The 24,033-nt window shown below is 34.7% G+C and carries 22 protein-coding genes; 9 read left to right on the forward strand and 13 right to left on the reverse strand.

Annotated features, from left to right (window positions below; all coding sequences use genetic code 11):
* Nucleotides 1-35 precede the first annotated feature (35 nt).
* The 6 genes from G551_RS0100525 to G551_RS0100550 all read right to left on the reverse strand — a co-directional run bounded on the left by G551_RS0100525 (nucleotide 36) and on the right by G551_RS0100550 (nucleotide 7,657).
* A complete protein-coding gene (locus G551_RS0100525; protein ID WP_027883725.1) occupies nucleotides 36-2,258 on the reverse strand; it encodes an NADP-dependent isocitrate dehydrogenase in 2,223 nt (740 codons plus the stop codon).
* A gap of 503 nt (nucleotides 2,259-2,761) precedes the next feature.
* Nucleotides 2,762-3,115 carry a 50S ribosomal protein L19 gene (gene rplS / locus G551_RS0100530; RefSeq protein WP_027883726.1) on the reverse strand — a complete coding sequence of 118 codons (354 nt, stop codon included), beginning with the start codon at nucleotides 3,113-3,115 and terminating at the stop codon, nucleotides 2,762-2,764.
* 112 nt (nucleotides 3,116-3,227) lie between these two features.
* Nucleotides 3,228-3,905 (reverse strand): tRNA (guanosine(37)-N1)-methyltransferase TrmD, encoded by a 678-nt coding sequence (gene trmD / locus G551_RS0100535; RefSeq protein WP_027883727.1) that lies wholly within the window; start codon nucleotides 3,903-3,905, stop codon nucleotides 3,228-3,230.
* A 9-nt stretch (nucleotides 3,906-3,914) separates the two neighbouring features.
* Complete coding sequence (locus G551_RS0100540) at nucleotides 3,915-4,514, reverse strand: hypothetical protein (RefSeq protein WP_027883728.1); 600 nt, start codon at nucleotides 4,512-4,514, stop codon at nucleotides 3,915-3,917.
* Nucleotides 4,515-4,681: 167 nt separating this feature from the next.
* Entirely contained in the window at nucleotides 4,682-6,127 is a 1,446-nt protein-coding gene (locus tag G551_RS0100545) for a glyceraldehyde-3-phosphate dehydrogenase (protein WP_027883729.1), read from the reverse strand.
* Between the two features lie 132 nt (nucleotides 6,128-6,259).
* Nucleotides 6,260-7,657: a S1C family serine protease gene (locus G551_RS0100550; protein WP_027883730.1), complete on the reverse strand. Its 1,398-nt coding sequence runs from the start codon at nucleotides 7,655-7,657 to the stop codon at nucleotides 6,260-6,262.
* 127 nt (nucleotides 7,658-7,784) lie between these two features.
* On the opposite strand from G551_RS0100550, the gene dapF reads away from it, so the two are divergent.
* From dapF to mltG, 3 genes are read left to right on the forward strand one after another with little or no spacing between them, the layout of a single operon-like run.
* Nucleotides 7,785-8,564 (forward strand): diaminopimelate epimerase, encoded by a 780-nt coding sequence (gene dapF / locus G551_RS0100555; RefSeq protein WP_027883731.1) that lies wholly within the window; start codon nucleotides 7,785-7,787, stop codon nucleotides 8,562-8,564.
* Entirely contained in the window at nucleotides 8,558-9,088 is a 531-nt protein-coding gene (locus G551_RS0100560; RefSeq protein WP_027883732.1) for a GNAT family N-acetyltransferase, read from the forward strand. Before dapF ends, G551_RS0100560 begins: the two co-directional genes overlap by 7 nt.
* The gene (gene mltG, locus G551_RS0100565; protein ID WP_027883733.1) at nucleotides 9,078-10,121 is read left to right on the forward strand and encodes an endolytic transglycosylase MltG; all 1,044 of its coding nucleotides are present in this window, start codon (nucleotides 9,078-9,080) and stop codon (nucleotides 10,119-10,121) included. Before G551_RS0100560 ends, mltG begins: the two co-directional genes overlap by 11 nt.
* 115 nt (nucleotides 10,122-10,236) lie before the next feature.
* On the opposite strand, the gene rhuM is transcribed toward mltG, so the two are convergent.
* Entirely contained in the window at nucleotides 10,237-11,232 is a 996-nt protein-coding gene (gene rhuM, locus G551_RS0100570; RefSeq protein ID WP_027883734.1) for a virulence protein RhuM/Fic/DOC family protein, read from the reverse strand.
* A gap of 58 nt (nucleotides 11,233-11,290) precedes the next feature.
* Nucleotides 11,291-12,904, reverse strand: a complete 1,614-nt coding sequence (locus G551_RS0100575) for an ABC transporter substrate-binding protein (protein ID WP_051191156.1) — start codon at nucleotides 12,902-12,904, stop codon at nucleotides 11,291-11,293.
* Between the two features lie 315 nt (nucleotides 12,905-13,219).
* On the opposite strand from G551_RS0100575, the gene mtaB reads away from it, so the two are divergent.
* Nucleotides 13,220-14,575, forward strand: coding sequence for a tRNA (N(6)-L-threonylcarbamoyladenosine(37)-C(2))-methylthiotransferase MtaB (mtaB, locus tag G551_RS0100580; RefSeq protein WP_027883736.1), 1,356 nt, complete (start codon nucleotides 13,220-13,222; stop codon nucleotides 14,573-14,575).
* Nucleotides 14,576-14,685: 110 nt separating this feature from the next.
* On the opposite strand, the gene G551_RS0100585 is transcribed toward mtaB, so the two are convergent.
* The 3 genes from G551_RS0100585 to G551_RS0100595 are packed head-to-tail and all read right to left on the reverse strand — an operon-like array spanning nucleotide 14,686 to nucleotide 16,165.
* Nucleotides 14,686-15,132, reverse strand: coding sequence for a DinB family protein (locus G551_RS0100585; RefSeq protein ID WP_027883737.1), 447 nt, complete (start codon nucleotides 15,130-15,132; stop codon nucleotides 14,686-14,688).
* Nucleotide 15,133: 1 nt separating this feature from the next.
* The gene (locus G551_RS0100590) at nucleotides 15,134-15,433 is read right to left on the reverse strand and encodes a GNAT family N-acetyltransferase (protein WP_027883738.1); all 300 of its coding nucleotides are present in this window, start codon (nucleotides 15,431-15,433) and stop codon (nucleotides 15,134-15,136) included.
* A 15-nt stretch (nucleotides 15,434-15,448) separates the two neighbouring features.
* A complete protein-coding gene (locus G551_RS0100595; protein WP_027883739.1) occupies nucleotides 15,449-16,165 on the reverse strand; it encodes a pirin family protein in 717 nt (238 codons plus the stop codon).
* Nucleotides 16,166-16,261: 96 nt separating this feature from the next.
* On the opposite strand from G551_RS0100595, the gene G551_RS0100600 reads away from it, so the two are divergent.
* Genes G551_RS0100600 through cls form a run of 3 tightly spaced genes read left to right on the forward strand, consistent with a single transcriptional unit; the run spans nucleotide 16,262 to nucleotide 19,374 of the window.
* The gene (locus tag G551_RS0100600; protein ID WP_027883740.1) at nucleotides 16,262-16,945 is read left to right on the forward strand and encodes an alpha/beta fold hydrolase; all 684 of its coding nucleotides are present in this window, start codon (nucleotides 16,262-16,264) and stop codon (nucleotides 16,943-16,945) included.
* An 18-nt stretch (nucleotides 16,946-16,963) separates the two neighbouring features.
* Nucleotides 16,964-17,917, forward strand: coding sequence for a lytic transglycosylase domain-containing protein (locus G551_RS0100605; RefSeq protein ID WP_027883741.1), 954 nt, complete (start codon nucleotides 16,964-16,966; stop codon nucleotides 17,915-17,917).
* Nucleotides 17,917-19,374 carry a cardiolipin synthase gene (cls, locus tag G551_RS0100610; protein ID WP_027883742.1) on the forward strand — a complete coding sequence of 486 codons (1,458 nt, stop codon included), beginning with the start codon at nucleotides 17,917-17,919 and terminating at the stop codon, nucleotides 19,372-19,374. Before G551_RS0100605 ends, cls begins: the two co-directional genes overlap by 1 nt.
* A gap of 2 nt (nucleotides 19,375-19,376) precedes the next feature.
* Here the strand turns inward: cls and G551_RS0100615 are convergent, their stop codons facing one another.
* Nucleotides 19,377-20,075, reverse strand: a complete 699-nt coding sequence (locus G551_RS0100615; protein WP_027883743.1) for a TlpA family protein disulfide reductase — start codon at nucleotides 20,073-20,075, stop codon at nucleotides 19,377-19,379.
* 112 nt (nucleotides 20,076-20,187) lie between these two features.
* Nucleotides 20,188-20,703 (reverse strand): tetratricopeptide repeat protein, encoded by a 516-nt coding sequence (locus G551_RS0100620; protein ID WP_027883744.1) that lies wholly within the window; start codon nucleotides 20,701-20,703, stop codon nucleotides 20,188-20,190.
* A 168-nt stretch (nucleotides 20,704-20,871) separates the two neighbouring features.
* Between G551_RS0100620 and rpmH the strand changes: the two genes are divergently transcribed.
* Both rpmH and carB read left to right on the forward strand, forming a co-directional pair.
* Entirely contained in the window at nucleotides 20,872-21,030 is a 159-nt protein-coding gene (gene rpmH / locus G551_RS0100625; RefSeq protein WP_027883745.1) for a 50S ribosomal protein L34, read from the forward strand.
* A 107-nt stretch (nucleotides 21,031-21,137) separates the two neighbouring features.
* A complete protein-coding gene (gene carB, locus G551_RS0100630; RefSeq protein ID WP_027883746.1) occupies nucleotides 21,138-23,993 on the forward strand; it encodes a carbamoyl-phosphate synthase large subunit in 2,856 nt (951 codons plus the stop codon).
* The last annotated feature ends 40 nt before the right edge of the window (nucleotides 23,994-24,033 follow it).

The raw sequence follows: 24,033 nt of genomic DNA on the forward strand, positions 1-24,033 counted from the left end.
CGTGGCTTTTTTCGTGAAAATATGTAATTAGATTATTACTTATTGATGATGTTATTTAAGGTTTCACTCGCTCTCATTTCTTTATAAACAAGTGCTTCGTCTGGTTTGTAATAACCATCAATATTTACCGGACTTCCTTGTGCAGCGTTTAATTCGCTTACAATTTTGTCTTCATTTTCTTTCATCGCAGATGCAATTTCAGAAAATTCAGCTTTTAAGTCTGCATCTTTATCTTGATTAGCTAAAGCTTCTGCCCAATACATTGCTAAATAAAAGTGACTACCACGGTTATCTAACTCATTAACTTTACGTGATGGTGACTTTTTGTTATCTAAGAATTTATCGGTCGCTTCATCTAAAGCATCTGCTAAAACTAAAGCTTTTGCATTGTCGTATTTCTTGCCTAAATGTTCTAAAGAAACGGCAAGCGCTAAAAATTCACCTAAAGAATCCCAACGTAAGTGACCTTCTTCTACAAATTGCTGTACGTGTTTTGGAGCAGAACCTCCGGCACCGGTTTCAAATAAACCACCACCATTCATTAACGGAACGATCGATAGCATTTTTGCACTGGTTCCTAATTCTAAAATAGGGAAGAGGTCTGTTAAATAATCACGTAATACGTTACCAGTCACAGAAATTGTATTTTCTCCAGCTTTCACGCGAGCTAAGGTAAACGTAGTTGCTTTTGCCGGAGACATAATGTGAATCTCTAAACCTTCAGTATCGTGATCTTTTAAGTACGTGTTTACTTTTTTGATTAATTCTGCATCGTGAGCTCTATCTTCATCTAACCAGAAAACGGCCGGCCAACCGGTATCTTTAGCTCTATTTACTGCTAATTTTACCCAATCTTGAATTGGAGCATCTTTTACCTGACACATTCTCCAGATATCGCCAGCTTCAACTTCATGCTCAATTAAAGCTTTTCCTTCAGAATCGACAACTTGAACAGTTCCGTCTGCAGAAATTTCAAAAGTTTTATCGTGAGAACCGTATTCTTCCGCTTTTTGAGCCATTAACCCAACGTTAGGAACTGTTCCCATCGTGGTAGGATCAAAAGCACCGTTTTCTTTACAGAACTCGATGGTTGCTTGGTAAAGTGGAGCGTAACTACTATCTGGAATGACCGCTTTGGTATCTTGAGTTTCGTTATTCTTGTTCCACATTTGTCCTGAAGTTCTAATCATCGCCGGCATAGACGCATCGATAATTACATCACTTGGTACGTGAAGATTGGTAATTCCTTTATCAGAATTTACCATCGCGATATCGGGACCGTTTTCTAAATCTTTTTGAATATCGGCTTCAATGGCAGACTTTTTATCTGCGGGAAGCTTTTCGATCGCACTTAATACATCACCTAAACCACTGTTAGGATCTGCACCGGCTTCTTTTAATTCTGTTCCGTATTTTTCAAAAACATCTCCGAAAAAAGCTTTTACTGCGTGACCAAAAATAATAGGGTCAGAAACTTTCATCATTGTAGCCTTCATATGAAGAGAGAAAAGAACGCCTTGTTCTTTAGCTTCAGCAATTTGTTCTTTTAAAAACTTTACTAAAGCTTTTGTACTCATAAACGTACCATCGATCACTTCACCTTCAAGTACGTGTACTTTTTCTTTTAATACTTTTGTTTCGCCGTCTTTTGTTTTAAGCTGAATTTTAACATCACCTTCTTTAGCGATGGTTAACGATTTCTCGTTTGCACGAAAATCATTAGCTTCCATCGTTGATACGTGAGACTTAGAGTCTGAACTCCAAGCTCCCATACGGTGCGGATTTTTCTTAGCGAAATTTTTAACTGCTTTTGGTGCTCTACGATCAGAATTTCCTTCTCTAAGTACAGGGTTTACAGCACTACCTTTTACCGTATCATATTTCTTTTTTATAGCCTCTTCTTCATCTGTCTTAGGCTCATCTGGGTAGTTTGGTAATTTATAACCTTGTGCTTGTAATTCTGTGATCGCTGCTTTTAACTGCGGAATAGAAGCACTAATGTTTGGTAATTTAATGATGTTAGCCTCTGGAGTTTTTGCTAATTCTCCTAATTCTGCTAAGGCATCTGCAACTTTTTGATCTTCGGTTAAAACTTCCGGGAAAACTGCTAAAATTCTTCCGGCTAAAGAGATGTCTTTAGTTTCAACATTAATCCCTGAAGATTGAGTGAAAGATTCTATAATTGGTAATAAAGAGTGAGTTGCTAAAAACGGAGCTTCGTCTGTTTTTGTATAAATAATTCTTGGTTGTTCTGCCATTTGAATTGTATTATTTAGTTTTTACGGATTTTTTCGTGAAATCCTTGGTTAATAAATCGTTTTTTTAAATCTACCTAAGAACGAATTATAGATTTAAACGTGAGAATCACAAATATAAGCAATTAGAGGCTTTTTTTGGGTATATATTTAATTAGAAAACTGTTAAGAAAATAGAAATTAGATAAGATTTTAAAAATTTAAAAGCCATTCCGTTATAGCGAGATAATGAAATGGCTTTTCGAAGAGATAGATTTAAATGTATAACTCTATCATCATCGTGACTTATCTGAAAATTAGATAAGATATGTTTTATTGAAATAGGAAATTCCTTTTGTCGTTTCCTCATTTCTTCTACTATAAAATTAAGAAATATTTATTTTGAAATCAAATTTTTATAAGTAATTAATTTTTAACCGTTTATAAACAGAGTTTATTAACTTTTGTTCATAAAAAAACCTCCAGTGAAAACTGAAGGTTTTAAATATGTTCTAAAAAATGCTGAATTATTTGAAACGACGTTCTTTAATTCTCGCTTTTTTACCGGTAAGCTCTCTAAAGTAGTAAATTCTAGATTGACGAACTTTACCTCTTTTATTAATTTCAACTTTTTGAAGTGCTGGTAAGTTGATTGGGAAAATACGCTCAACACCAACAGTACCACTCATCTTACGGATAGTAAAAGTTTGAGAAGATCCTTCACCTTTAATTTGAATAACTACACCTCTAAAGAACTGAGTACGAGTTTTAGCACCCTCTTTAATTTCGTAGTAAACCGTAATTGTGTCTCCCGCATTAAACTTTGGGAATTCTTTTTTTGTTACGAATTCGTCTTGTACAAATTTAATTAACGATTCCATTATTTAAATAGATTTAAAGATAAAACTAAACCAACATTCGCGACTATCGCCAGAGGTTGATATAGAAACGAGTGCAAAATTAATAATTATTTTTAAACCGGCAAGCTAAAACTTAATCTTTTAAAAGATCTGGTCTACGTTCTTGGGTACGTTGGTAAGCTTGCTCTTCTCGCCAAGCTTCGATCTTCGGGAAGTTACCACTGGTTAAGATTTCTGGAACTTTCCAGCCTTTATATTCGGCGGGTCTTGTGTAAATTGGTGGCGCTAATAAATTATCCTGAAAAGAGTCGGTTAGGGCAGAAGTCTCATTACCTAAAACGCCCGGTATTAATCTTATCACGGCATCACAAAGTATCGCCGCGCCTAACTCACCACCCGAAAGTACAAAATCTCCAACCGATATTTCTCGTGTGATAAAATGATCTCGAACACGCTGGTCGACACCTTTATAATGACCACAAAGAATAATGATATTTCCTTGAAGTGAAATTTGATTCGCAATTTTCTGGTTGAGCGTTTCACCATCGGGAGTCATATAAATAACTTCGTCGTAATCACGCTCTTCTTTTAATTGAGTAATGCATTTATCGATAGGTTCGATCATCATCACCATTCCTGCGCCGCCGCCAAACTGGTAATCGTCGATCTGTTTGTAATTATCGGTGGTGTAATCTCGTAAATTATGAAGATGTACTTCAACTAAACCTTTATCGATCGCTCGTTGTAAAATTGAAGCTTCAAACGGACTTCTTAGTATATCGGGTACAACCGTAATAATATCGATGCGCATAAACGAACCTTAGAGTTTATTCTTGTTTTGTTTGTTTTTTTCGTCTTGTAGCTGTCTACCGAGTTTTTGTTGTTTTTCTAAAGATTTTTTACGGTATTCGTCAAATTCAGCTTCATTTTCAGCTAAATTTTTCTTAGCCTCTTTCGTTAAAACATTGCTTTGTTTGTATTTATAAATAAAGAATACCAAAATTAAAACTAAAGCAAAAACAATTACCCACATTATGGTTTGGTAAGTGCCTTTATCGGTGGCAATTCCGAAGAAAGAAATTTGATCTTTTTCTTCAGTAACTTGGTTTAGATTATTCTGGGTATTATTTAATTCAGCTTTTAAATTTTCGATCTTTAATTTTTGCTCTTCGATAGTTTTGTTTGAAGCTGCAATTTCTTCATTTAAAGATTCTATTCTTTGTACGGTATTTTTTTGAAGTTGAGTAAGTTTGTATTGTTTTACAACCTTGTAATCTTGGTAATTATTAGAACCATCGATCACTTCGTTAAACTGACTGTTAATCGAATTATCTTCTTGCTCGGCTTCTTCTTGTGCTATGACTAAATTTACGGTAAGTAAAAAAGTTAGAAATAAAAAAAATGGTTTAAGTTTCATCATTGCTTGTTTTTTCAGCTTAAATAACTTTTGTTATTCCACTTTATTGTAAAAACATCTTTCGATTTAAATAAAGCTTCAAAGATAATTAAAGCATTTAAGTTTTATAATGAAAATAAAAAAAACCTACCGGGCAAGCAGTAGGTTTTTAAGACGACGGTTTTTACCTATTAATAATAAGTGAACCGTCTTACTTTGGCAATATATTTAGCCAGACGAATTACTTGATGGCTGTAACCATATTCGTTATCATACCATATATATAAGATCGCATTTTTACCATCTTCGGTAACGATCGTTGCGTTACTATCGTAAATTGAAGGTGCAGAAGAACCAATAATATCTGAAGATACCAACTCGTTATCGATCGAGTATTTAATTTGTTCAACCAAATTTCCTTCTAAAGCATATTTTTTAATAATGGTATTTAAACCGCTAACAGAAATAGATTTTTTCAGGTTTAAATTCAAAATCGCTAAAGAACCATTAGGTACAGGAACACGAATGGCGTTAGAAGTTAATTTACCTTCTAAAACAGGTAATGCTTTTGCTACCGCTTTACCGGCTCCGGTTTCTGTAATTACCATATTTAATGCAGCAGCGCGACCTCTACGGTATTTGCTGTGCATATTATCGACCAAATTTTGATCGTTGGTATATGCGTGAATTGTTTCTAAATGTCCATGTTGTACTCCTAAAGAATCTTCAACAGCTTTTAAAATAGGTGTGATCGCGTTAGTGGTACAAGATGCTGCTGAAAAAATTGAAACTTTATCGGGATCGTAGTCTTTATGATTAACTCCGTGAACAATATTTGGAATTCCTTTACCCGGCGCAGTTAATAAAACTTTACTCGCACCTTTTGCTTTTAAATGTCGCTTTAAAGCTTCTTCATCTCTAAAAGCTCCGGTGTTATCAATAATTAAAGCATCGTTGATGCCGTATTTGGTATAATCGATATCTTCCGGTTGATTGGCAGAAATAATATGAACAGTAGTACCATTAATGATCAATGCATTTTTCTTTTCATCGATACTTACTGTACCCGAAAAGTCGCTATGTACAGAATCACTTTGTAAAAGTGATGCTCTTTTTTCTAAAACTGTAGCATCTACTTTACCACGGGTAACGATCGCGCGAAGTCTTAACTGGCTTCCTTTACCGGTTTTCGTCATTAATTCTCTAGCCAACAAACGACCAATACGTCCAAAACCATATAAAACGACATCTTTAGGATCGATGTTTTTGTAAGATTTTGCTTTGGAAAGTTTAGTTGAAACAAATGCAGTTGCATTGTGTTTTGCATCTTCTAATTGGTACTCGTAAGTAAGTTTACCAATGTCTAATTTTGCCGGTGGAAGGTCTAAGGTCTGAATTGCTTTTGCAATTTCTACAGAATCGAAAATAGATATTGGTTTCTGTACAAATTTTGCAGCATATTCATGAAGGTTTAAAATCTCGCTCACGTTTTTATCGATAAGCTGATTTCTAAAAAGAACTAATTCTATCGATTTATCGTACCATAAATCGCTAACAATTTTAATGAACTCTACCGTTGCTTTTCTACGGTCTGCTTGGAAAGCAAGTTCTTTTTCGTATGCCTCGTTCTGACTCATTTTTCTGTGTTGTGTTTGTGAATAAAAAATTTTAAGTCGAGGCAAAAATACATATTTCAAACGTTTTCGTAACAAAAAAATAAAAAAATCCTCTTAGTGTTTCAAGAGGATTTTTTATGAATAATTCAAGGTTTAGTTTCTAAACGTGTAACTTTCTTGTTGTCCGTTTTGATTTCTAAACGTAATCTTAGTGTTTTCGTTTTCAGACTTGTTATTCATTATTTTTTTAACATCGTCTATATTTTTAATTTCTTTATTATCGATCTCGACAATAATGTATTTGTCTTGCGGAATTTCGATGCGTTGGGAGAGTGGTCTAACGATTCTAACTCCATGATCAATTTTAAAATTATTCAAATAATCTTGATCGGCATTGGTAATTTCGACGCCGGCGATATCTAGATTGTAAGTTTCGTACTTCGTTAGTTTTACGTTTGCTTCTCGCTCTTCACCATCTCTAAAGTAATTAATATTTACCGTATTCCCCGGTCTTTTAGTTCTAATGTAGGAAGTTAAATCTGAAAACTTTCTAATATTTACTCCATCGATCTCGGTAATAAGATCTCCACGTTTTAGTCCGGCTTTTTCCGCTCCTTCTGCTACAGAATTTATGTAAACTCCTTGAGAAATTGCAAGATCATTTTGCTTTGCAGCTTCCGGATTCAAAGTTCCGCCGGTAATACCTAAAATAGCTTGTTGTACATCGCCATATTCTAAAATATCTTCCACGATTTTTTTCGCATTATTACTCGGTACGGCAAAACCATAACCAATATAACTTCCGGTTTGCGAAGTAATAGCTGTGTTAATTCCTATTAATTCTCCGTTCGTATTTACCAAAGCTCCACCGCTATTTCCTGGGTTGATGGCTGCATCGGTTTGTATAAACGATTGCATTTTAGAGTCTCCTTCATTTAAATCTCTTCCTTTAGCACTAATAATTCCTGCCGTTACGGTAGAAGTTAAGTTGAAAGGATTCCCCACAGCCAAAGCCCAATCTCCAATTTTTACATTATCGCTATCGGCAAACGGAATATAATCTAAATCTTGTGCTTCAACTTTTATCAGAGCAATATCAGATTGTGGATCGGTGCCAATCACTTCAGCTTTATAAGTAAGGTTATTATTTAAAGTCACTTCTAATTCACTAGCGCCATCGATCACGTGATTATTGGTAACAATATAACCATCAGGAGTAATAATTACACCAGAACCGGCACCTTGTATGGCTCTACCACCGCGCATACCGCTCATATATTCACGAAGAGTTCTAGGTTGTCTGCCAATCGCTACATTTTTAACGTGAACCACTGCGTGTACGGTTTTATCGGCAGCTTCGGTAAAATCGGTTTCTACTGCATTAACTTTACTATATTTATTAGAAATAAAGGTTGCGGCTTCTTTTTGGTTCTCTTCTTGTGTTTCTAAAATTGGGTTAAGACTTTCATCTTCAATAAAAAGCTTGTAGCTTCCTAGGGTTATTGCTCCACCCAAGATCGAAACAAGTAATAAACTGGATAACTTTTTCATAGGGTTGTTGGTTTTAATTCTAAAATTATAAACTTTTGTTTCTTCATATTATTGGCTTAACTGTTTTTTAACGGCACCACAATTTCAAAGTGAATATTGTATATTTGCGCACTTTTAAAACGAAAAAATGACCGTAAAATTTTATAAATATCAAGGAACGGGTAACGATTTTGTGATGATCGATAACCGAGAAGGAATTTTCAAAAATGATACCAAAGTAATTCAGCGTTTATGTGACCGAAAATTTGGCATAGGAGCTGACGGACTTATACTTTTAGAAAATTCTGAAGATCCTGAAGACGATTTTAAAATGGTCTATTTTAACAGCGACGGAAACCAAAGTACGATGTGTGGTAACGGCGGAAGATGCTTAGTTCGTTTTGCGGAGTTTTTAAATATTGTTGAAAAAACCGCGATTTTTACAGCGATCGATGGTAAACATCACGCTAAAATTGAAGCCGATAAAATTCATTTACAAATGCAAGATGTTGCTGAAGTAAAAGAATTAGGAACCGAATATTTTTTAGATACCGGCTCGCCACACCATATCGTTTTTACGCCTGAAATTCAGCAGCTAGACGTGAAAAAAGAAGGTGCTGCCATTCGTTATAATGAAGTTTATAAAGCTGAAGGAACCAATGTGAATTTTGTAGAACCACAAGATGAAATTCTTCAGGTAAGAACCTACGAACGTGGCGTGGAAGATGAAACGCTTTCTTGCGGAACCGGAGTTACAGCTGTGGCTATCGCTTCAACTTACGCTAAAAAATACAATAGTTTACCGGTAAAAATACAAACACCCGGCGGAAATTTAGAGATCAGTTTCAAACAAAACGGAAATCAATTTACCGATGTTTGGTTAAGCGGACCGGCAGAACAGGTTTTTGAAGGTGTAATCGAATGCTAACATTATCGGGAAAACATATTAACTTACGTCCGCTAGAACCGGAAGATCTCGATTTTATTTACGATATCGAAAATAACGAAGATCTGTGGGAGTTAAGCTCAACGCAAATGCCTTATTCGCGGTTTTTAATTCAGCAATATTTAGAGAATGCGCATCGCGATATTTATGAAGTAAAGCAATTGCGCTTAGTGATCGAAAGTAAAGAAGGTGAGAGTTTAGGCTTGATCGATATTTTCGATTTTGACCCACAACATCGCAGAGCGGCGATCGGTATTTTAATTGTAGATCAAGAAAATAGGGGCAAAGGTTTTGGTGCAGAAGCTTTGCAATTACTTTGCGATTATGCTTTCGAGCGTCTAAAACTACATCAGGTTTTTGCAAATGTGGCGGCAGATAATTTAAAAAGTCAGAAACTTTTTACACAGCGAGGTTTTGAAAAAATTGGTGTAAAAAAAGACTGGAATCTCGTAAACGGAACTTATAAAGACGAATTTTTATATCAATTATTGAATAATGTATATTAAAAAAATAATATTAATCATTTCACTTTTAGGAGTGGTGGCTTTGGGGATATTTAGTTATTTTATTTATGACTCAATTTTTTCTCCCAATACCAAGTTTACTTCAGCAACAGAAGAAGTTTTTGTTGAAACCGATGAAGAATATCGAGATGTTATTCAACAACTGCGTCCGCTAGTAAAAGATATCGAAAGTTTTGATGCGATCGCCAGAAAAAAAGGTTACGCCAACAATCTAAAACCGGGAAGATTCATTCTGAAAAAAGGGATGAATAACAACGAAATGATCAATACGTTACGAAGCCAAAATCAACCAGTTTCTTTGGTTTTTAACAATCAAGAACGTTTAGAAGATCTTGCCGGCAGAATTGCTATGCAGATCGAAGCCGATAGTCTTTCGTTAATAGAAACGATGAAAGATTCAACTTTTTTAGCCGAAAATAATTTTAAGCCCGAGACTGCTTTGGCGATGTACATTCCCAATCAATATCAATTGTATTGGAATACTTCCGCAGAAATTTTTAGAAACCGAATGCTTAAAGAATACCAACGTTTCTGGAACGAAAAACGAAAGGCAAAAGCAGAAAAGATCGATCTAACGCCCAACGAAGTTTATACGTTAGCTGCCATCGTCCAAAAAGAAACGGCCAAAGTTGATGAGCGTAGACGTGTGGCTGGTGTTTATATGAATCGTTATAACCGCGGAATTAAACTTGACGCCGACCCTACCGTAATTTATGCTGTTAAGAAGAAAAATAACGATTTTGATACCGTGATCAAACGCGTATTATACAAAGATCTAGAAACCGATTCTCCTTACAATACTTATAAATATGCAGGGTTGCCGCCGGGACCAATTGCCATGCCAGATATTTCTGCGATCGATGCGGTGTTAAATTACGAAGATCACGACTATTATTATTTCGTGGCAAATCCCGAAAAACCAGGTTATCATAAATTTGCGAAAACCTTACGCCAACACAATAATAACCGACAAGCTTACGTACGCTGGATCAATAAAATGGGAATTAATCGATAGGATTGTTTCTGGGCGTTACCCTAACGGGTCGGGCTTTACACTACAATCTTTTTACTCGTTTCTCGTAAAAAGTATTTCCGTTGCAATCCCTAACGCAAAATGAGAAGCTTGTAAACTAATATTTCTTTATAAGATTGATAATTAGTTTTATAATTAATTCTCTTTGATCTGGAACACTCTGTGCTACAGCTAAAGCCAATGCTACTAAAGTATTATCATTAATTTTTCGTTCTTTATTGAACTTTAAGCTAAAATTATTTTGCTCTAAAAACCATACAAAAATGAAAGAACCAATTCTTTTATTACCATCACTAAATGCATGACCTTTTATAATTGAATATAGAAGTTGCGCGGCTTGTTCTTCAACCGTAGGGTAAGCCAATTCGCCAAAAACTGTTTGAGAAATACTTCCTAAAATCCCTTTAAAAGATTTGTCTTTTTCATTTCCAAATAATTCAGTAGCCTCTCCTTTTTTTATAAGCTCTTTTTTTAAAACTAGAATAGCATCTTTAACATCTTGATAGTTTATTACATAAATAATTTCTTTATTTAAATAATCTGTTTTTAGATTTTCAGAATCATATTTATTCAGTAATTCAAAAGATTTTGAGTAAAGACTGACAATATTTAAAAAACCATCAGTTAGATTTGTTTCTTTTTGGAGTATTACGTCGTTTAAAGTATTAATTTGATTTTCTAAAAGCGATATTTGTTTAGTTTTTTGGGTTAATAGTTTTTTATTTAGAACATATCCATTAAGTAAATATTCTTTTAATTTTTGTGTTGCCCATTTCCTAAACTCTGTAGCAATATTTGATTTAACTCGATATCCAATCGAGATGATTACGTCTAAATTATAATGATTAACTTGGTAACTTTTTCCATCTTTTGCAGTATGTGCAATTTTTGCACGAACTGATTCTTTATTTAATTCTTCTTCTTTAAATATATTTTTAATATGTCTACCAATAACAGTTCTATCTCTATCAAATATTTCTGCAATTTGTTGTTCTGTAGCCCAAATAGTGTCATTGTTTTGGTCTAAAATAACCTCAAACTCATTATTATGATTAGAAGGTTTGAAAACAGCTATTTTATTACTATTTGACATATGTGATGAAATTACAGCTTTTAAATATAAGTCAATATTTAAAAGTAAATAATAAAGATTAATCTTTAACCTTCTTCACTCGTTTTAAATCCAATAAATTGATAGGGTTAATGCCTAAATCTTTTACGTTTTTCTGTGTAAAGCGAACTACCTGATCGTAATATAAAGGCACAACAGCAGCTTCTTTCATTACGATCGAATCCATTTGTTGGTAGAGAGAGATTCTATTTTTTGCTTCAGAAGTATTGATGGCTTTTTCGTATAAACTATCAAAAGTAGCCGATTTAAAATGCGTGTAATTAGGTCCGTTGGGCGAGAAGTTTTCCGAATAAAATAGCGATAAATAATTTTCAGCATCGGGGTAATCGGCGATCCAACTCGCTCTAAAAATGTCTAATTTTCCCGCCGAGCGTTGCTGCCGAAGGGTAGAAGGTGGCATCACATCAATATTTACTTGTATCCCGATTTTCTGCAATTCTCGCTGAATATATTCTACTAGATCTAAATAGGAAGAGTTAGTGCTTATAGTCACTTCCGGAGAAGTATCGCCGGTTTCTTTTTGGTAAGCGGCTAAAAGTTCTTTCGCTTTTTGCGGATTGTATTCATAATATTTTTCTTTAGCAAAACCGGGTAAACCTTTTGGGATAAATCCGTTTTCTGCCGGCGTTCCAATTCCGTTTCGTAAATAGGTAATCATCGTTTCGCGATTAAAACCATAATTGATGGCTTGGCGTAATTGGCGAGCGTTAATTTCTGGTGTTTCGCTATCCAAGTAAATTCCTAAATATTCGGTATTTAAATAAGGTGCTGAAAGCATTTCAACTCGATTAGCGTATTTTTCTTTCAGTTGTCCAACCGAAGAAAGTAATTCATCTTTATAAGAAGGATCTAAACCGCTTAGAAAATCGATATTTCCTTGCGCAAATTGTAAAAATTCACTTTGCTTGTCGGGTAAAAAAGTGGTGGCGACAGCTTCCAAATAGGGGAGTTGTTCACCGTTTTCATCTTTTTCAAAATAAAGATTATTCTTTCTAAAAACCAGTTTTTCATTAGCTTCCCAACGTTTAAATTTAAACGGACCGGTACCGATTGGATCTTTTCTAAAATCAAGCCTTTCCATTTCAGTGGGAATGACTGAGCAAAACTTCATCGATAGCAAGCCTAAAAAGGCAGGAAACGGTTGTTGAAGCTGAATTTTCACGGTAGAATCATTTTCAGCAGAAATGGTTTTCACATTTTGCATCACCCAACTTCCCGGAGAAGCCAAATTTACGTCTGTTAAACGCTTCAAGCTATAAACCACATCTTTTGCGGTTACAATTCTGGTCGAGTCTTTCCCGAAAATTTCGTGTTTGTGAAAATAGACTTTCTTCCGCAGAGAAAATATATAGGTTTTAGCGTCTTCAGAAATCGTCCAGCTTTCAGCTAAATCAGGTTGAATATTTAAGCTGTCATCTAATTGAACCAAGCTGTTGTATAGCTGATGGCACGGCCAAATATTTCGTTGGTCTTTAGCAAAAGCAGGATCTAAAGAGGTGATATTTGCGTGTTCATTGTAGCGAAAAACCAAATGATCTCGATCGTAATTACTTGTGTTTTGGCAGGAAATTAGAAATAAAGTAAATACTAAAACGAATATTTTATTGGTATGGAAGCGGGAAGTTAGAAGCACGAAGTTTTAATTTATTAAGTTTTATTATTTGAAAATTATCGTCACCCTGAATTTATTTCAGGGTCTCATCATATTGATTACGTATTAAACGGATGTGATTCTGAGTCAAGCTCAGAATGACGCTTTTTTAAAAAACTGTAATTCACTATATTATAATTTAAGTTTCGAAACAACACAAACTTTCAAAAAATAGAAATCCTGCTGCAAAACTCATAATTCATTACTATATTTGCACGCGTTTTTGTAAGGAGTAACAAGGCTTATCGCCTAAGTTATTCATCACAATAATACTAAAAGATTAGGAAAGGAGCTGTTATGATAGATACAAATAAAAATGTAGCATTTTACACGCTGGGTTGTAAGCTTAATTTTTCTGAAACTTCAACGATTGCCCGTTCATTCGAAAATGAAGGTTTTAATCGTGTAGAGTTTACCGAAAAAGCAGAAATTTATGTGATCAATACGTGTAGTGTTACCGAAAATGCCGATAAGCGTTTTAAAACTATCGTGAAGCAAGCCCAGAAACTTAATGAAAACGCCTTTGTGATCGCCATTGGTTGTTATGCGCAATTAAAACCGGAAGAGTTGGCCGATGTTGAAGGGGTTGATTTGGTATTAGGAGCTACCGAAAAATTCAACATTACCAGTTATTTAAATGAATTACTGAGTCAGCCAGCTGAAACTCGCACAGCTCAAATCCATTCGTGTGAGATTGACGAAGCCGATTTTTATGTTGGTTCTTATTCGATTGGTGATCGAACGCGCGCATTTTTAAAAGTGCAAGATGGTTGTGATTATAAATGTACGTATTGTACCATTCCTTTAGCACGTGGAATCTCTCGAAGCGATACCTTAGAAAATGTGCTGAAGAACGCCAAAGAAATTTCTGATCAAGACATTAAAGAAATTGTATTGACCGGTGTAAATATTGGCGATTATGGAAAAGGGGAGTTTGGCAATAAAAAGCACGAGCATACTTTTTTGGAATTGGTAAAAGCTTTAGATGAAGTAGAAGGGATCGAGCGTTTACGAATTTCTTCCATTGAACCGAATTTATTAAAAAACGAAACCATCGATTTTGTTGCGCAAAGCAATACGTTTGTGCCGCATTTTCATATTCCTTTACAGAGCGGAAGCAACAAATTGTTAGGCTTAATGCGTCGTCGTTACCGTAGAGAATTATATGTAGATCGTGTGGAGCAAATTAAAGAAACAATGCCGAACGCTTGTATTGGTGTTGATGTAATTGTTGGTTTTCCCGGTGAAACCGACGAGTTGTTTTTAGAAACTTATAATTTCTTGAACGATCTTGATATTTCTTATTTACACGTCTTTACATATTCTGAAAGAGATAATACACTTGCGGCAGAAATGGAAGATGTCGTACCGTTAAAGGTGAGAAAAAAGCGTAGTAAAATGTTACGTGGTCTTTCAGCTAAGAAGCGAAGAGCATTTTATGAAAGTCAGCTAGGGAATACACTTACCGTACTTTTTGAAGGTGAAAATAAAGAAGGCTATATTCACGGATTTACACAGAATTACGTGAAAGTGAAAATGCCATGGAATCCGGAATTTGTAAATACTTTACACGAAGTAACTTTAACTGAGATTGATGAAGACGGCTTAGTTCGTTTTGATTTAGTAGAATCGAATTCGAACGTGGCGGTTTAGTTATTTATAGTTTCAATTAACATCAACTTAAATTGAATCAGGGTCTCATCATACGAGTTTCTACCTGTTATTTTAAATAAGATTCCATGTGGTGAGCGGAATGATGACGCTTAATCATTACGTTTATAAAAAATATAATCGGTAACTAAAGGTTCTATTTTATTTCTTCGGAAGTCGGCAATAATTTGCCCTTTGTGATGCGTGTAATGATTGGCAATATGAAAAAGAATATCTCTTACCGAATTGCTGAAGTCTTTTCCTTTTGAATTTTGATAGGTGATTAGTTGAGCTAAATCAAACTCATTAATGATCTGAAGCGTTTTAGCGTGAGTTGCCTCAATTAATTGAGGCAAATCTTTTAAATGGTGAAGTTGATGAACCTCCAATTTTTCTTCCGCTAAAATTCGAGCATTCCAAATTTGATGAGCATTGAGGCAATGACAAAACAAATTAAAAGTTGACTGCGGAATTTTTTCTTGGTGAGTTCCAAATTCAGCAATCAACTTTTGATTATAAAAATGATGGTATTCAAAAATATCGTTTAGAAAGACTTTCATTTTAAATATTCATCCCAACCGGTAATAAATCCGAATATTTCGATTTGTTAGCCCGAAAGAATTTTTTTACTTCTTTACTCGTGGGCACAATTCTAATTCTTCCTTTTTCTTCAATATAATCAAAGATCTTGGTTAGAAATTTTTCTTGATAACCTTGCTCTTGAAGTTTTTCTGATATTTCTAATTTCGAAAGAAAAATTTTACGTTCCTGTTCAGAATATTCTAACTTGATGAGATCGCCATCAATTTCAGCTTCAAACTGTCTTAAAAAGTCGTTGTTTTTAATTTCAAAATCTTCCATAGCATTCGTTTTTAATTATTCCATCGGCACTTCAATTAAAAGTATGCGTGCATCTTCTAATACTTCAATTTCTGTACCATTTGCTTCCCAAATACCTAGCGCATCTCTTTTTTCAAGCGTTTGATCATCAATTTTCACTTTACCGGAGATCAAGAAAATATACATTCCGTGGTTTTCCCGATGTACTTGGTAATTCACTTTTTTACCGGCATCGATGTTTCCTAAATTAAAATAGGTTTGTTGATGAACCCAAAGCGCATTGCCATCATTATCATCTTTAGGTGAAACAACGGTAAGCAATTTATTATGGCGATCTTCAGGCGTGTATTTTTTCTGGTCGTAACGAGGTTCTACATTTTCAGTTTCTGTAAACACCCAAATTTGTAAGGTATTTGCCATTTCGGTTTTGCTACCATTAAATTCGCTGTGTTGTACTCCGCTTCCGGCACTCATTACTTGTACTTCACCTTCGTGAATAATACCTTCGTTGCCCATAGAATCTTTATGCTGAAGCGCTCCCGCTAACGGAATAGTGATAATTTCCATATTTTGATGAGGATGCGTTCCAAAACCCATTCCGCCGTCAATAAAATCATCATTTAAAACCCGCAAAGCGCCAAATTGTAAGCGATTTGGGTTGAAGTAATTTGCGAAACTAAACGAGTAATTGGCTTTTAACCATCCGAAGTCTGAAGATCCTCTTGTTGAAGCAGGATGAAAAACTTTTTTCATTTTAAAAATTTTATAAGATCAAATACAGAAAGAACTGTTATTTTTGAAGTAAAGTTAGTTTTTTAATACCAGTTTTACTGTTATATCGCTGTTAAAATGGATGATCTAGAACCCAAAACACATGTTTACTTTATGCCGGGAATGGCGGCTAATCCTAGTATTTTTGAATACATTAACCTGCCCGAAAAATATGTGATACATTGGTTAAAATGGAAAATACCTTACCATAATGAAAGTATGCATTCTTACATTACTAGAATGTTAGAAGATGTTGTGCATACCGATCCTGTACTTATTGGCGTTTCTTTTGGTGGAGTGATCGTGCAAGAAATGGCTAAACTAATTTCGGTAAAGCGATTAATTTTAGTTTCTACCGTAAAATCGAAACACGAGTTACCGGCAAGAATGAAGTTAGCCCGTACAACCGGTTTATATAAAATTTTACCGACCAGTTTAGCCGGTAGAATAGGCGATCTAGAAAAGTTACCGGTAGGAGAATTTACCCGAAAGCGCGCACATTTATACAAGCAATACCTTTCGGTGAGCGATAAACAGTATTTAGATTGGGCAATACAAAAAATGGTTTGCTGGGATCAAGAAGAACCTTTAGAAGGTACTATTCATATTCATGGCGGTGCAGATTTGGTATTTCCTATAAAAAACATTAAAAATTGCATAGTTATTGAAGGTGGTACACATATTATGATTATTAACCGTTTTAGATGGTTTAATAAACATTTACCTTCTTTAATTGAAAAAGGAGAATTAGTAGAAAATTAATTATTGAAAATTGTGAAGATGAAGAAAATAAAGAACGGATTAATGATTATTGGTGTAGTGGCGATTGCAGGTTTAGGTATTCAGGCGGTAAGCTCAATACAAACTGAAGGTTCTAACGCCATAAGTACGACAAAAGAAGAAAACGATAAAGCAACTAAAGATTATAACGTTTATGCCTTATCGCTACCTGAAAATATAAATTTTGCAGGAGAAGCAGTTCCTGTTGAAAATCCCGATATTCACGAACGTATGGATCGTGAATTGTTGGTAAATACCTATTGGCAATCTAACGGATTATTGCTCATTAAAAGAGCGCATAAATACTTCCCGATCATCGAGCCAATTTTAAAGAAAAACGGAATCCCGGACGATTTTAAATATTTGGCAATTGCAGAAAGCGGACTAACACAAATCGTTTCACCGGCCGGCGCAACGGGTTTTTGGCAGTTAATGGAAGCGACTGCAGAAGAACACGGTTTAGAAGTTAACGATAATGTAGACGAACGTTACCATATTGAAAAAGCAACCCAAGCAGCTTGCGAATATTTACAGGAATCTAAAGAACGTTTTGGTTCGTGGACACTCGCAGCAGCAGCTTACAACGCAGGAAATTATGGGATTAGCAAACAACAAGAACGTCAAGATGTAAACGATTATTACGACTTACTTTTAGGAGAAGAAACCGGTAGGTATGTGTTTAGAATTTTGGCTTTAAAAGAAATTTTAAGCAATCCAGAGAAGTACGGTTTCAATTTTGAAGAAAAACACCTATACCAACCAATTTCTACTCAAAATGTTGAAGTAGATACCGCCGTTACAGACTTTGCGCGTTTTGCTAAAGACTTCGGTATTAATTATAAAATATTAAAAATTCATAATCCTTGGTTAAGAGAAGCACATCTTAACAATAAATCTCGTAAGTTGTACGAAATTAAAATTCCGGAAAAAGGAGTTTACACTTACCAACCATAATGTTAGAATTTATACAGAATAATATTTTTTTAACCTTAATTATTATCAACTATGTAATTGCCATTGGTACGGCAATATTTATCATACTGAATAATAGAAATCCCATAACGACCGTGTCTTATATTTTGGCACTGGTCGTTTTGCCGTTTTTAGGCCTTTTGATTTACTACTTTTTTGGTCAAGAATACCGAAAAGATAAAATGTTTAAACGTAAAAAGGTGTTTTATAATGAAACAGTTAAAAAATGGGAAAAGAAATTAATGCTGAATGATTATCGGTTAGAGAATTATCAATCAGATTTTCTTCATAATAAGGTTAACGTTGTGAAACTGCTTCAGAATAATCAAAAAAAACCACTCATCTTCGGTAACGATGTAAAAATCCTTATTAATGGTGAAAAGAAATTTGAATCTCTTTTTAAAGATCTAGAAGAAGCTAAAAACCATATTCACGTTGAATATTACATGTTTAACGACGATAAAATTGGTTCTAAATTTATCGAAGCACTTATTAAAAGAGCAAAAGACGGTATTGATGTTCGGGTAAACTATGATTATGTAGCGAGTGGTATTACCAATAAATCCATCAAACGAATGAAAGAAGCCGGGATAGAGATTTTCCCGTTTATGCCGGTTTGGTTTCCTAATTTAACCCGAAAACTCAATTATAGAAATCATCGAAAGATCGTAGTGATCGATGGGATTATTGGTTACGTTGGCGGAGTAAATGTTTCAGATGAATATGTAAATCCTAACGACACCGGCTATTGGCGAGATACACATTCTAGGTTAAAAGGAAATGTTGTAAAATCGATTCAATCTCATTTTTTATTGAATTGGAATTTTGTTTCTGAACAAGAAATCGAAATTACCGACGATTTTTTCCCGAAAGTTGAAGAAAAATGTGGAGATATTCCTGTGCAAATTGCTGCGAGTGGTCCAGATTCAGACTATCCGCACATTATGGAAGCTATTTTTACAGCCATCAACGGAGCCGAAGATTACATAAGAATTACCACACCTTATTTTATACCAAACGATCAAATGCTTACAGCGCTGAAAACCGCAAGTAGGAGAGGAGTCGATATAGAAATTTTAATTCCGAAAGAAGGAGATTCTTGGGCTGCAAAATACGCTACAAATTCTTACATACAAGAATTATTAGAGTCGGGCATAAAAGTTTACCATTATTGTAAAGGTATGGTTCACGCCAAAACAATGGTGGTCGATGGTTTACTTTCAACCATAGGAACTTCAAATATGGATTATCGTAGTTTTGAAATTAACTTCGAGATTACGGCAATTTTCTACGATGAAGGAATTAGCAAAAAAATGAAAGAAATTTTTGAAGAAGACGTTGAACATTGTGATAAGGTAGATATAGAAGACTGGGAAGATCGCGCCTTTTGGGAGAAAGTAAAAGAATCGTTTAGCAGGCTTTGGGCGCCATTATTATAACATTACTTAATGTTGAATTCTATTTTATTTAGAATTTCTTCTTCGTGTTCTAAAATTTGCGAAACTCCTTCAGAAACATTTTGATAATTAAGCGTGTACGATTTTTCGTATGAAGAATTGTATGGTAAAATCACGGTTCTACTAATATCTACGATTTGCTTATCAGAACCTATAAAAAATGTAGTTGGGAAACCTAGCGAATGTTTCATGGTTTTTACAATATAGGCATCGCGATTTTCTAATTCATCTACATAAACAATATCGATAGAATTATCATATTCACGAGCTACTTTTCTTACTTCACTTTTTTTATTCCAAAACAAAACAATAAAATCTATTTGATCTTCGTATTTTCTGGAAAGCTCGTTTAAGGCCGGTATTTCTCCTTTACCGGGAACACACCACGAAGCATAGGTTAATAAAAATATCGGTTTCTCATAATCGTTAAAGCAATTTTTATTTTTGCCCAAACAATTAATACTGAAGTTATCGATATAGGAACCTTTTAAACAGTGGTTAACTAGGGAGTCAAATAGGAAGTTTGCTCGGTTCACATCCTCATAACGATACGCTTTACTTATTTTTTTCTTATAGCCTTTGATGTGTAAACCAACGGCTTCAGAAAAATAAGTTTTATCGTCTTGAGCGTTAACAGAAAACAGAGAGAAACAAAAAAAGATTATGGGTATTAATTTATTCATACGCCAAAAAATCAAAAATACTAATATAAAGATATTAAAATTTATCTATTATTTTGAAAAATTGGCAAAAGAATAAATTTCTTCAGCTTAAATTGAAGATTTCTTAACAGCGTTAGATTTTCTTCATCTGCTGTTTCATCATTCTAATTTGTTCGTTGAGCATACCGTGTTTATCAAGCGTTTTAGCTTCTTTAAGTAATAATTGCGCTTCACGTTTACGTCGTTTAGTCATCGCAATACCTGCCAAATTAAGCTTTGCCATGGCTAAATCTTGACTCATCGATAAACCAAGTTTAATTGCTTTCTTAAAGTATTTTTCAGCTTGAGTGATATTGGTTTGAGAAACCATAAGTCCATGAAGGTAGTAGTAGTAACCTTGTTGTTTTTGTACCAAGGCAGACTCCGGATTAGAAATTTTATCTAACCATTTTTTAGCTCCGGGAAAATCTTGTTTTCTCAATCTAAGGAAGGCCAATAAAATTAATTCATTCTTAAAGTATAAAAAGATAAAAACTGCCGCTAATAAAATAAGTAAAATACCATTACCTATATTGTTTTCAATAAATTGATAAATAGCATAACCTATGGTTGCTGCAGCTAAAACTAATTTTATATTTTTGTTGAACATGTGTGTAATTTTTTTGGAGCCGCAAAGGTAAAAAAAACAATTAGAAAATTATTTAAAAATCCGTTTGGAAGAGTTAAAAGATATTGTATATTTGCCCGCAGTTTTAAAAAAGAGATTCTCTTATACAAAACAACGAAGATACTTAAGAAGATTTAAAGATATTTTAAAATGAAAAGAACGTTTCAACCCTCAAAGAGAAAAAGAAAAAATAAGCACGGATTTAGAGAGCGCATGAGTAGCGTTAACGGAAGAAAAGTGCTTGCACGTAGAAGAGCAAAAGGAAGAAAGAAACTTTCTGTATCTTCAGAAAACAGACACAAACACTAATATGATTTATTAGTGATTTAAAATATTAAGGTGTTACTTATCGTAACGCCTTTTTTTATACCTATTCGTATCTTAACTTTGTAACCCAAACTAATATATTTTTTCAGATGCCTAAAAACAAAGACCTCAAAAGTATTTTAATTATTGGATCGGGACCAATTATTATTGGTCAAGCTTGTGAATTTGATTATTCTGGTACACAAGCCCTACGTTCTCTGCGAGAAGACGGGATAGAAACTATTCTTATTAATTCTAACCCCGCAACAATTATGACAGATCCGTCGATGGCAGATCATGTCTATTTAAAACCCCTCACCACCAAATCGATTATCGAAATTTTAAAAGAGCATCCGCAAATCGATGCTGTTTTACCAACGATGGGTGGGCAAACCGCATTAAATCTTTGTATCGAGGCAGATGAAAAAGGTATTTGGGAAGATTTTAATGTGAAGCTTATCGGGGTAGATATTAATGCAATTAATATTACTGAAGATAGAGAACAATTTAGAGAGTTAATGGGCAAAATAGATGTTCCAATGGCTCCACAAGCAACAGCAACTTCTTTTTTAAGAGGAAAAGAGATTGCACAAGAATTTGGTTTTCCGCTAGTAATTAGAGCTTCTTACACCCTGGGAGGCGCAGGAGCCGGAATTGTTTACAAAGAAGAAGACTTCGACGAGATGTTAACTAGAGGTCTAGAAGTTTCGCCAATTCACGAAGTGATGATCGATAAGGCGATGATGGGTTGGAAAGAATATGAGCTAGAACTTCTTCGCGATAAAAATGATAATGTGGTTATTATTTGTACCATTGAGAATATGGACCCAATGGGTATTCATACAGGAGATTCGATCACTGTAGCGCCGGCAATGACGCTTAGTGATACCACTTTCCAGAAAATGCGTGATATGGCCATTAAAATGATGCGTAGTATCGGTGATTTCTCAGGAGGTTGTAACGTGCAATTTGCGGTAAGCCCAGACGATAAAGAAGACATTATCGCTATCGAAATTAATCCGCGTGTATCTCGTTCTTCAGCATTAGCATCAAAAGCAACAGGATATCCTATCGCAAAAATCGCTTCAAAATTAGCATTAGGTTATACCTTAGATGAATTAGATAACCAGATTACCAAAACTACTTCAGCATTATTCGAACCAACATTAGATTACGTAATTGTAAAAATACCACGTTGGAACTTCGATAAATTTGAAGGATCAGACAGAACCTTAGGTTTACAGATGAAAGCGGTAGGAGAAGTAATGGGTATTGGCCGTTCTTTCCAAGAAGCGCTTCATAAAGCTACACAATCTTTAGAGATTAAGCGTAATGGTTTAGGCGCAGATGGTAAAGGTTACACCGATTACGATACCATTATCGATAAATTAACTCACGCTAGCTGGGATCGCGTATTTGTGATTTATGATGCAATACAATTAGGTATTCCGTTAAGTAGAATTCACGAGATCACGAAGATCGATATGTGGTTCTTAAAACAATATGAAGAGCTTTACCACTTAGAGAAAGAAATTTCTTCTAAATATACGATCGATACCATTAATAAAGAAATTTTACTCGAAGCAAAACAAAAAGGTTATGGTGATCGCCAGATCGCTTTTATGCTGAAGTGCTTAGAGAGTGAAGTTCATAAAAAACGTGAAGAATTAAATATTAATCGCGTTTATAAATTAGTAGATACGTGTGCGGCAGAGTTTGAAGCTCAAACACCTTATTATTATTCAACTTTTGAAAGTGAAGTTGAAACTGCCGATGGTACAAAATATGTAGAAAACGAAAGTGAAGTTTCAGACCGTAAAAAGATCGTAGTTTTAGGTTCTGGTCCTAACCGAATTGGTCAAGGGATCGAGTTTGATTACTGTTGTGTTCACGGAGTTTTAGCAGCTTCTGAAGCGGGTTACGAAACCATTATGATCAACTGTAATCCAGAAACGGTGTCTACCGATTTTGATGTAGCAGATAAACTTTATTTCGAGCCGGTTTTCTGGGAGCATATTTACGATATCATTAAACACGAAAATCCGGAAGGTGTGATCGTTCAGTTAGGTGGGCAAACTGCCCTTAAATTAGCTGAAAAATTAGACCGCTACGGAATTAAAATTATGGGAACCAGCTACCAAGCTTTAGATTTAGCTGAAGATCGTGGTAGTTTCTCTAAATTATTACAAGACAATAACATTCCTTACCCAGATTTTGGTACGGCAGAAACTGCAGATGAAGCCTTAGCTTTAGCAGATGAGTTAGATTTCCCAATTTTAGTGCGTCCTTCTTACGTATTAGGAGGTCAAGGAATGAAGATCGTGATCAATAAAAAAGAATTAGAAGCGCACGTCGTAGATTTATTAAGAAAAATACCAAACAATAAATTACTGTTAGACCATTATTTAGATGGCGCAATCGAAGCTGAAGCAGATGCGATCTGCGATGGAGAAGATGTTTATATTATTGGTATTATGGAGCATATTGAACCTTGTGGTATTCACTCGGGAGATTCAAATGCGTTGCTTCCTCCGTTTAATTTAGGAGATTTAGTACTTCAGCAAATAAAAGATCATACGCGTAAAATTGCGTTAGCATTAGATACGGTTGGTTTAATCAACATTCAGTTTGCAATTAAAGACGACAAAGTTTACATTATCGAAGCCAATCCAAGAGCATCGAGAACTGTTCCGTTTATTGCAAAAGCTTATGGTGAGCCTTATGTAAATTATGCAACTAAGGTGATGTTAGGCGATAAAAAGATCAAAGATTTCGAATTTAATCCGCAATTAGAGGGTTATGCGATCAAACAACCGGTATTCTCTTTTAACAAATTCCCGAAAGTAAATAAACAATTAGGACCAGAGATGAAGAGTACAGGAGAAAGTATCTTATTTATCAAAGATTTAAAAGACGACGATTTTTACGAGCTTTACGCAAGACGTAAAATGTACTTAACTAGATAATACTTATGAATGGCCTGAAATATTTAATTTTCAGGCCTTT

It is taken from the genome of Mesonia mobilis DSM 19841 (genome assembly GCF_000423405.1).
Lineage (GTDB): Bacteria > Bacteroidota > Bacteroidia > Flavobacteriales > Flavobacteriaceae > Mesonia > Mesonia mobilis.

What these genes read in the sequence shown, in the direction of transcription:
- G551_RS0100525 (WP_027883725.1), bottom strand. Translation starts at nt 2,258, where the DNA reads ATGGCAGAACAACCAAGAATTATTTATACAAAAACAGACGAAGCTCCG.
- rplS (WP_027883726.1), bottom strand. Translation starts at nt 3,115, where the DNA reads ATGGAATCGTTAATTAAATTTGTACAAGACGAATTCGTAACAAAAAAA.
- trmD (WP_027883727.1), bottom strand. Translation starts at nt 3,905, where the DNA reads ATGCGCATCGATATTATTACGGTTGTACCCGATATACTAAGAAGTCCG.
- G551_RS0100540 (WP_027883728.1), bottom strand. Translation starts at nt 4,514, where the DNA reads ATGATGAAACTTAAACCATTTTTTTTATTTCTAACTTTTTTACTTACC.
- G551_RS0100545 (WP_027883729.1), bottom strand. Translation starts at nt 6,127, where the DNA reads ATGAGTCAGAACGAGGCATACGAAAAAGAACTTGCTTTCCAAGCAGAC.
- G551_RS0100550 (WP_027883730.1), bottom strand. Translation starts at nt 7,657, where the DNA reads ATGAAAAAGTTATCCAGTTTATTACTTGTTTCGATCTTGGGTGGAGCA.
- dapF (WP_027883731.1), top strand. Translation starts at nt 7,785, where the DNA reads ATGACCGTAAAATTTTATAAATATCAAGGAACGGGTAACGATTTTGTG.
- G551_RS0100560 (WP_027883732.1), top strand. Translation starts at nt 8,558, where the DNA reads ATGCTAACATTATCGGGAAAACATATTAACTTACGTCCGCTAGAACCG.
- mltG (WP_027883733.1), top strand. Translation starts at nt 9,078, where the DNA reads ATGTATATTAAAAAAATAATATTAATCATTTCACTTTTAGGAGTGGTG.
- rhuM (WP_027883734.1), bottom strand. Translation starts at nt 11,232, where the DNA reads ATGTCAAATAGTAATAAAATAGCTGTTTTCAAACCTTCTAATCATAAT.
- mtaB (WP_027883736.1), top strand. Translation starts at nt 13,220, where the DNA reads ATGATAGATACAAATAAAAATGTAGCATTTTACACGCTGGGTTGTAAG.
- G551_RS0100585 (WP_027883737.1), bottom strand. Translation starts at nt 15,132, where the DNA reads ATGAAAGTCTTTCTAAACGATATTTTTGAATACCATCATTTTTATAAT.
- G551_RS0100590 (WP_027883738.1), bottom strand. Translation starts at nt 15,433, where the DNA reads ATGGAAGATTTTGAAATTAAAAACAACGACTTTTTAAGACAGTTTGAA.
- G551_RS0100595 (WP_027883739.1), bottom strand. Translation starts at nt 16,165, where the DNA reads ATGAAAAAAGTTTTTCATCCTGCTTCAACAAGAGGATCTTCAGACTTC.
- G551_RS0100600 (WP_027883740.1), top strand. Translation starts at nt 16,262, where the DNA reads ATGGATGATCTAGAACCCAAAACACATGTTTACTTTATGCCGGGAATG.
- G551_RS0100605 (WP_027883741.1), top strand. Translation starts at nt 16,964, where the DNA reads ATGAAGAAAATAAAGAACGGATTAATGATTATTGGTGTAGTGGCGATT.
- cls (WP_027883742.1), top strand. Translation starts at nt 17,917, where the DNA reads ATGTTAGAATTTATACAGAATAATATTTTTTTAACCTTAATTATTATC.
- G551_RS0100615 (WP_027883743.1), bottom strand. Translation starts at nt 20,075, where the DNA reads ATGAATAAATTAATACCCATAATCTTTTTTTGTTTCTCTCTGTTTTCT.
- G551_RS0100620 (WP_027883744.1), bottom strand. Translation starts at nt 20,703, where the DNA reads ATGTTCAACAAAAATATAAAATTAGTTTTAGCTGCAGCAACCATAGGT.
- rpmH (WP_027883745.1), top strand. Translation starts at nt 20,872, where the DNA reads ATGAAAAGAACGTTTCAACCCTCAAAGAGAAAAAGAAAAAATAAGCAC.
- carB (WP_027883746.1), top strand. Translation starts at nt 21,138, where the DNA reads ATGCCTAAAAACAAAGACCTCAAAAGTATTTTAATTATTGGATCGGGA.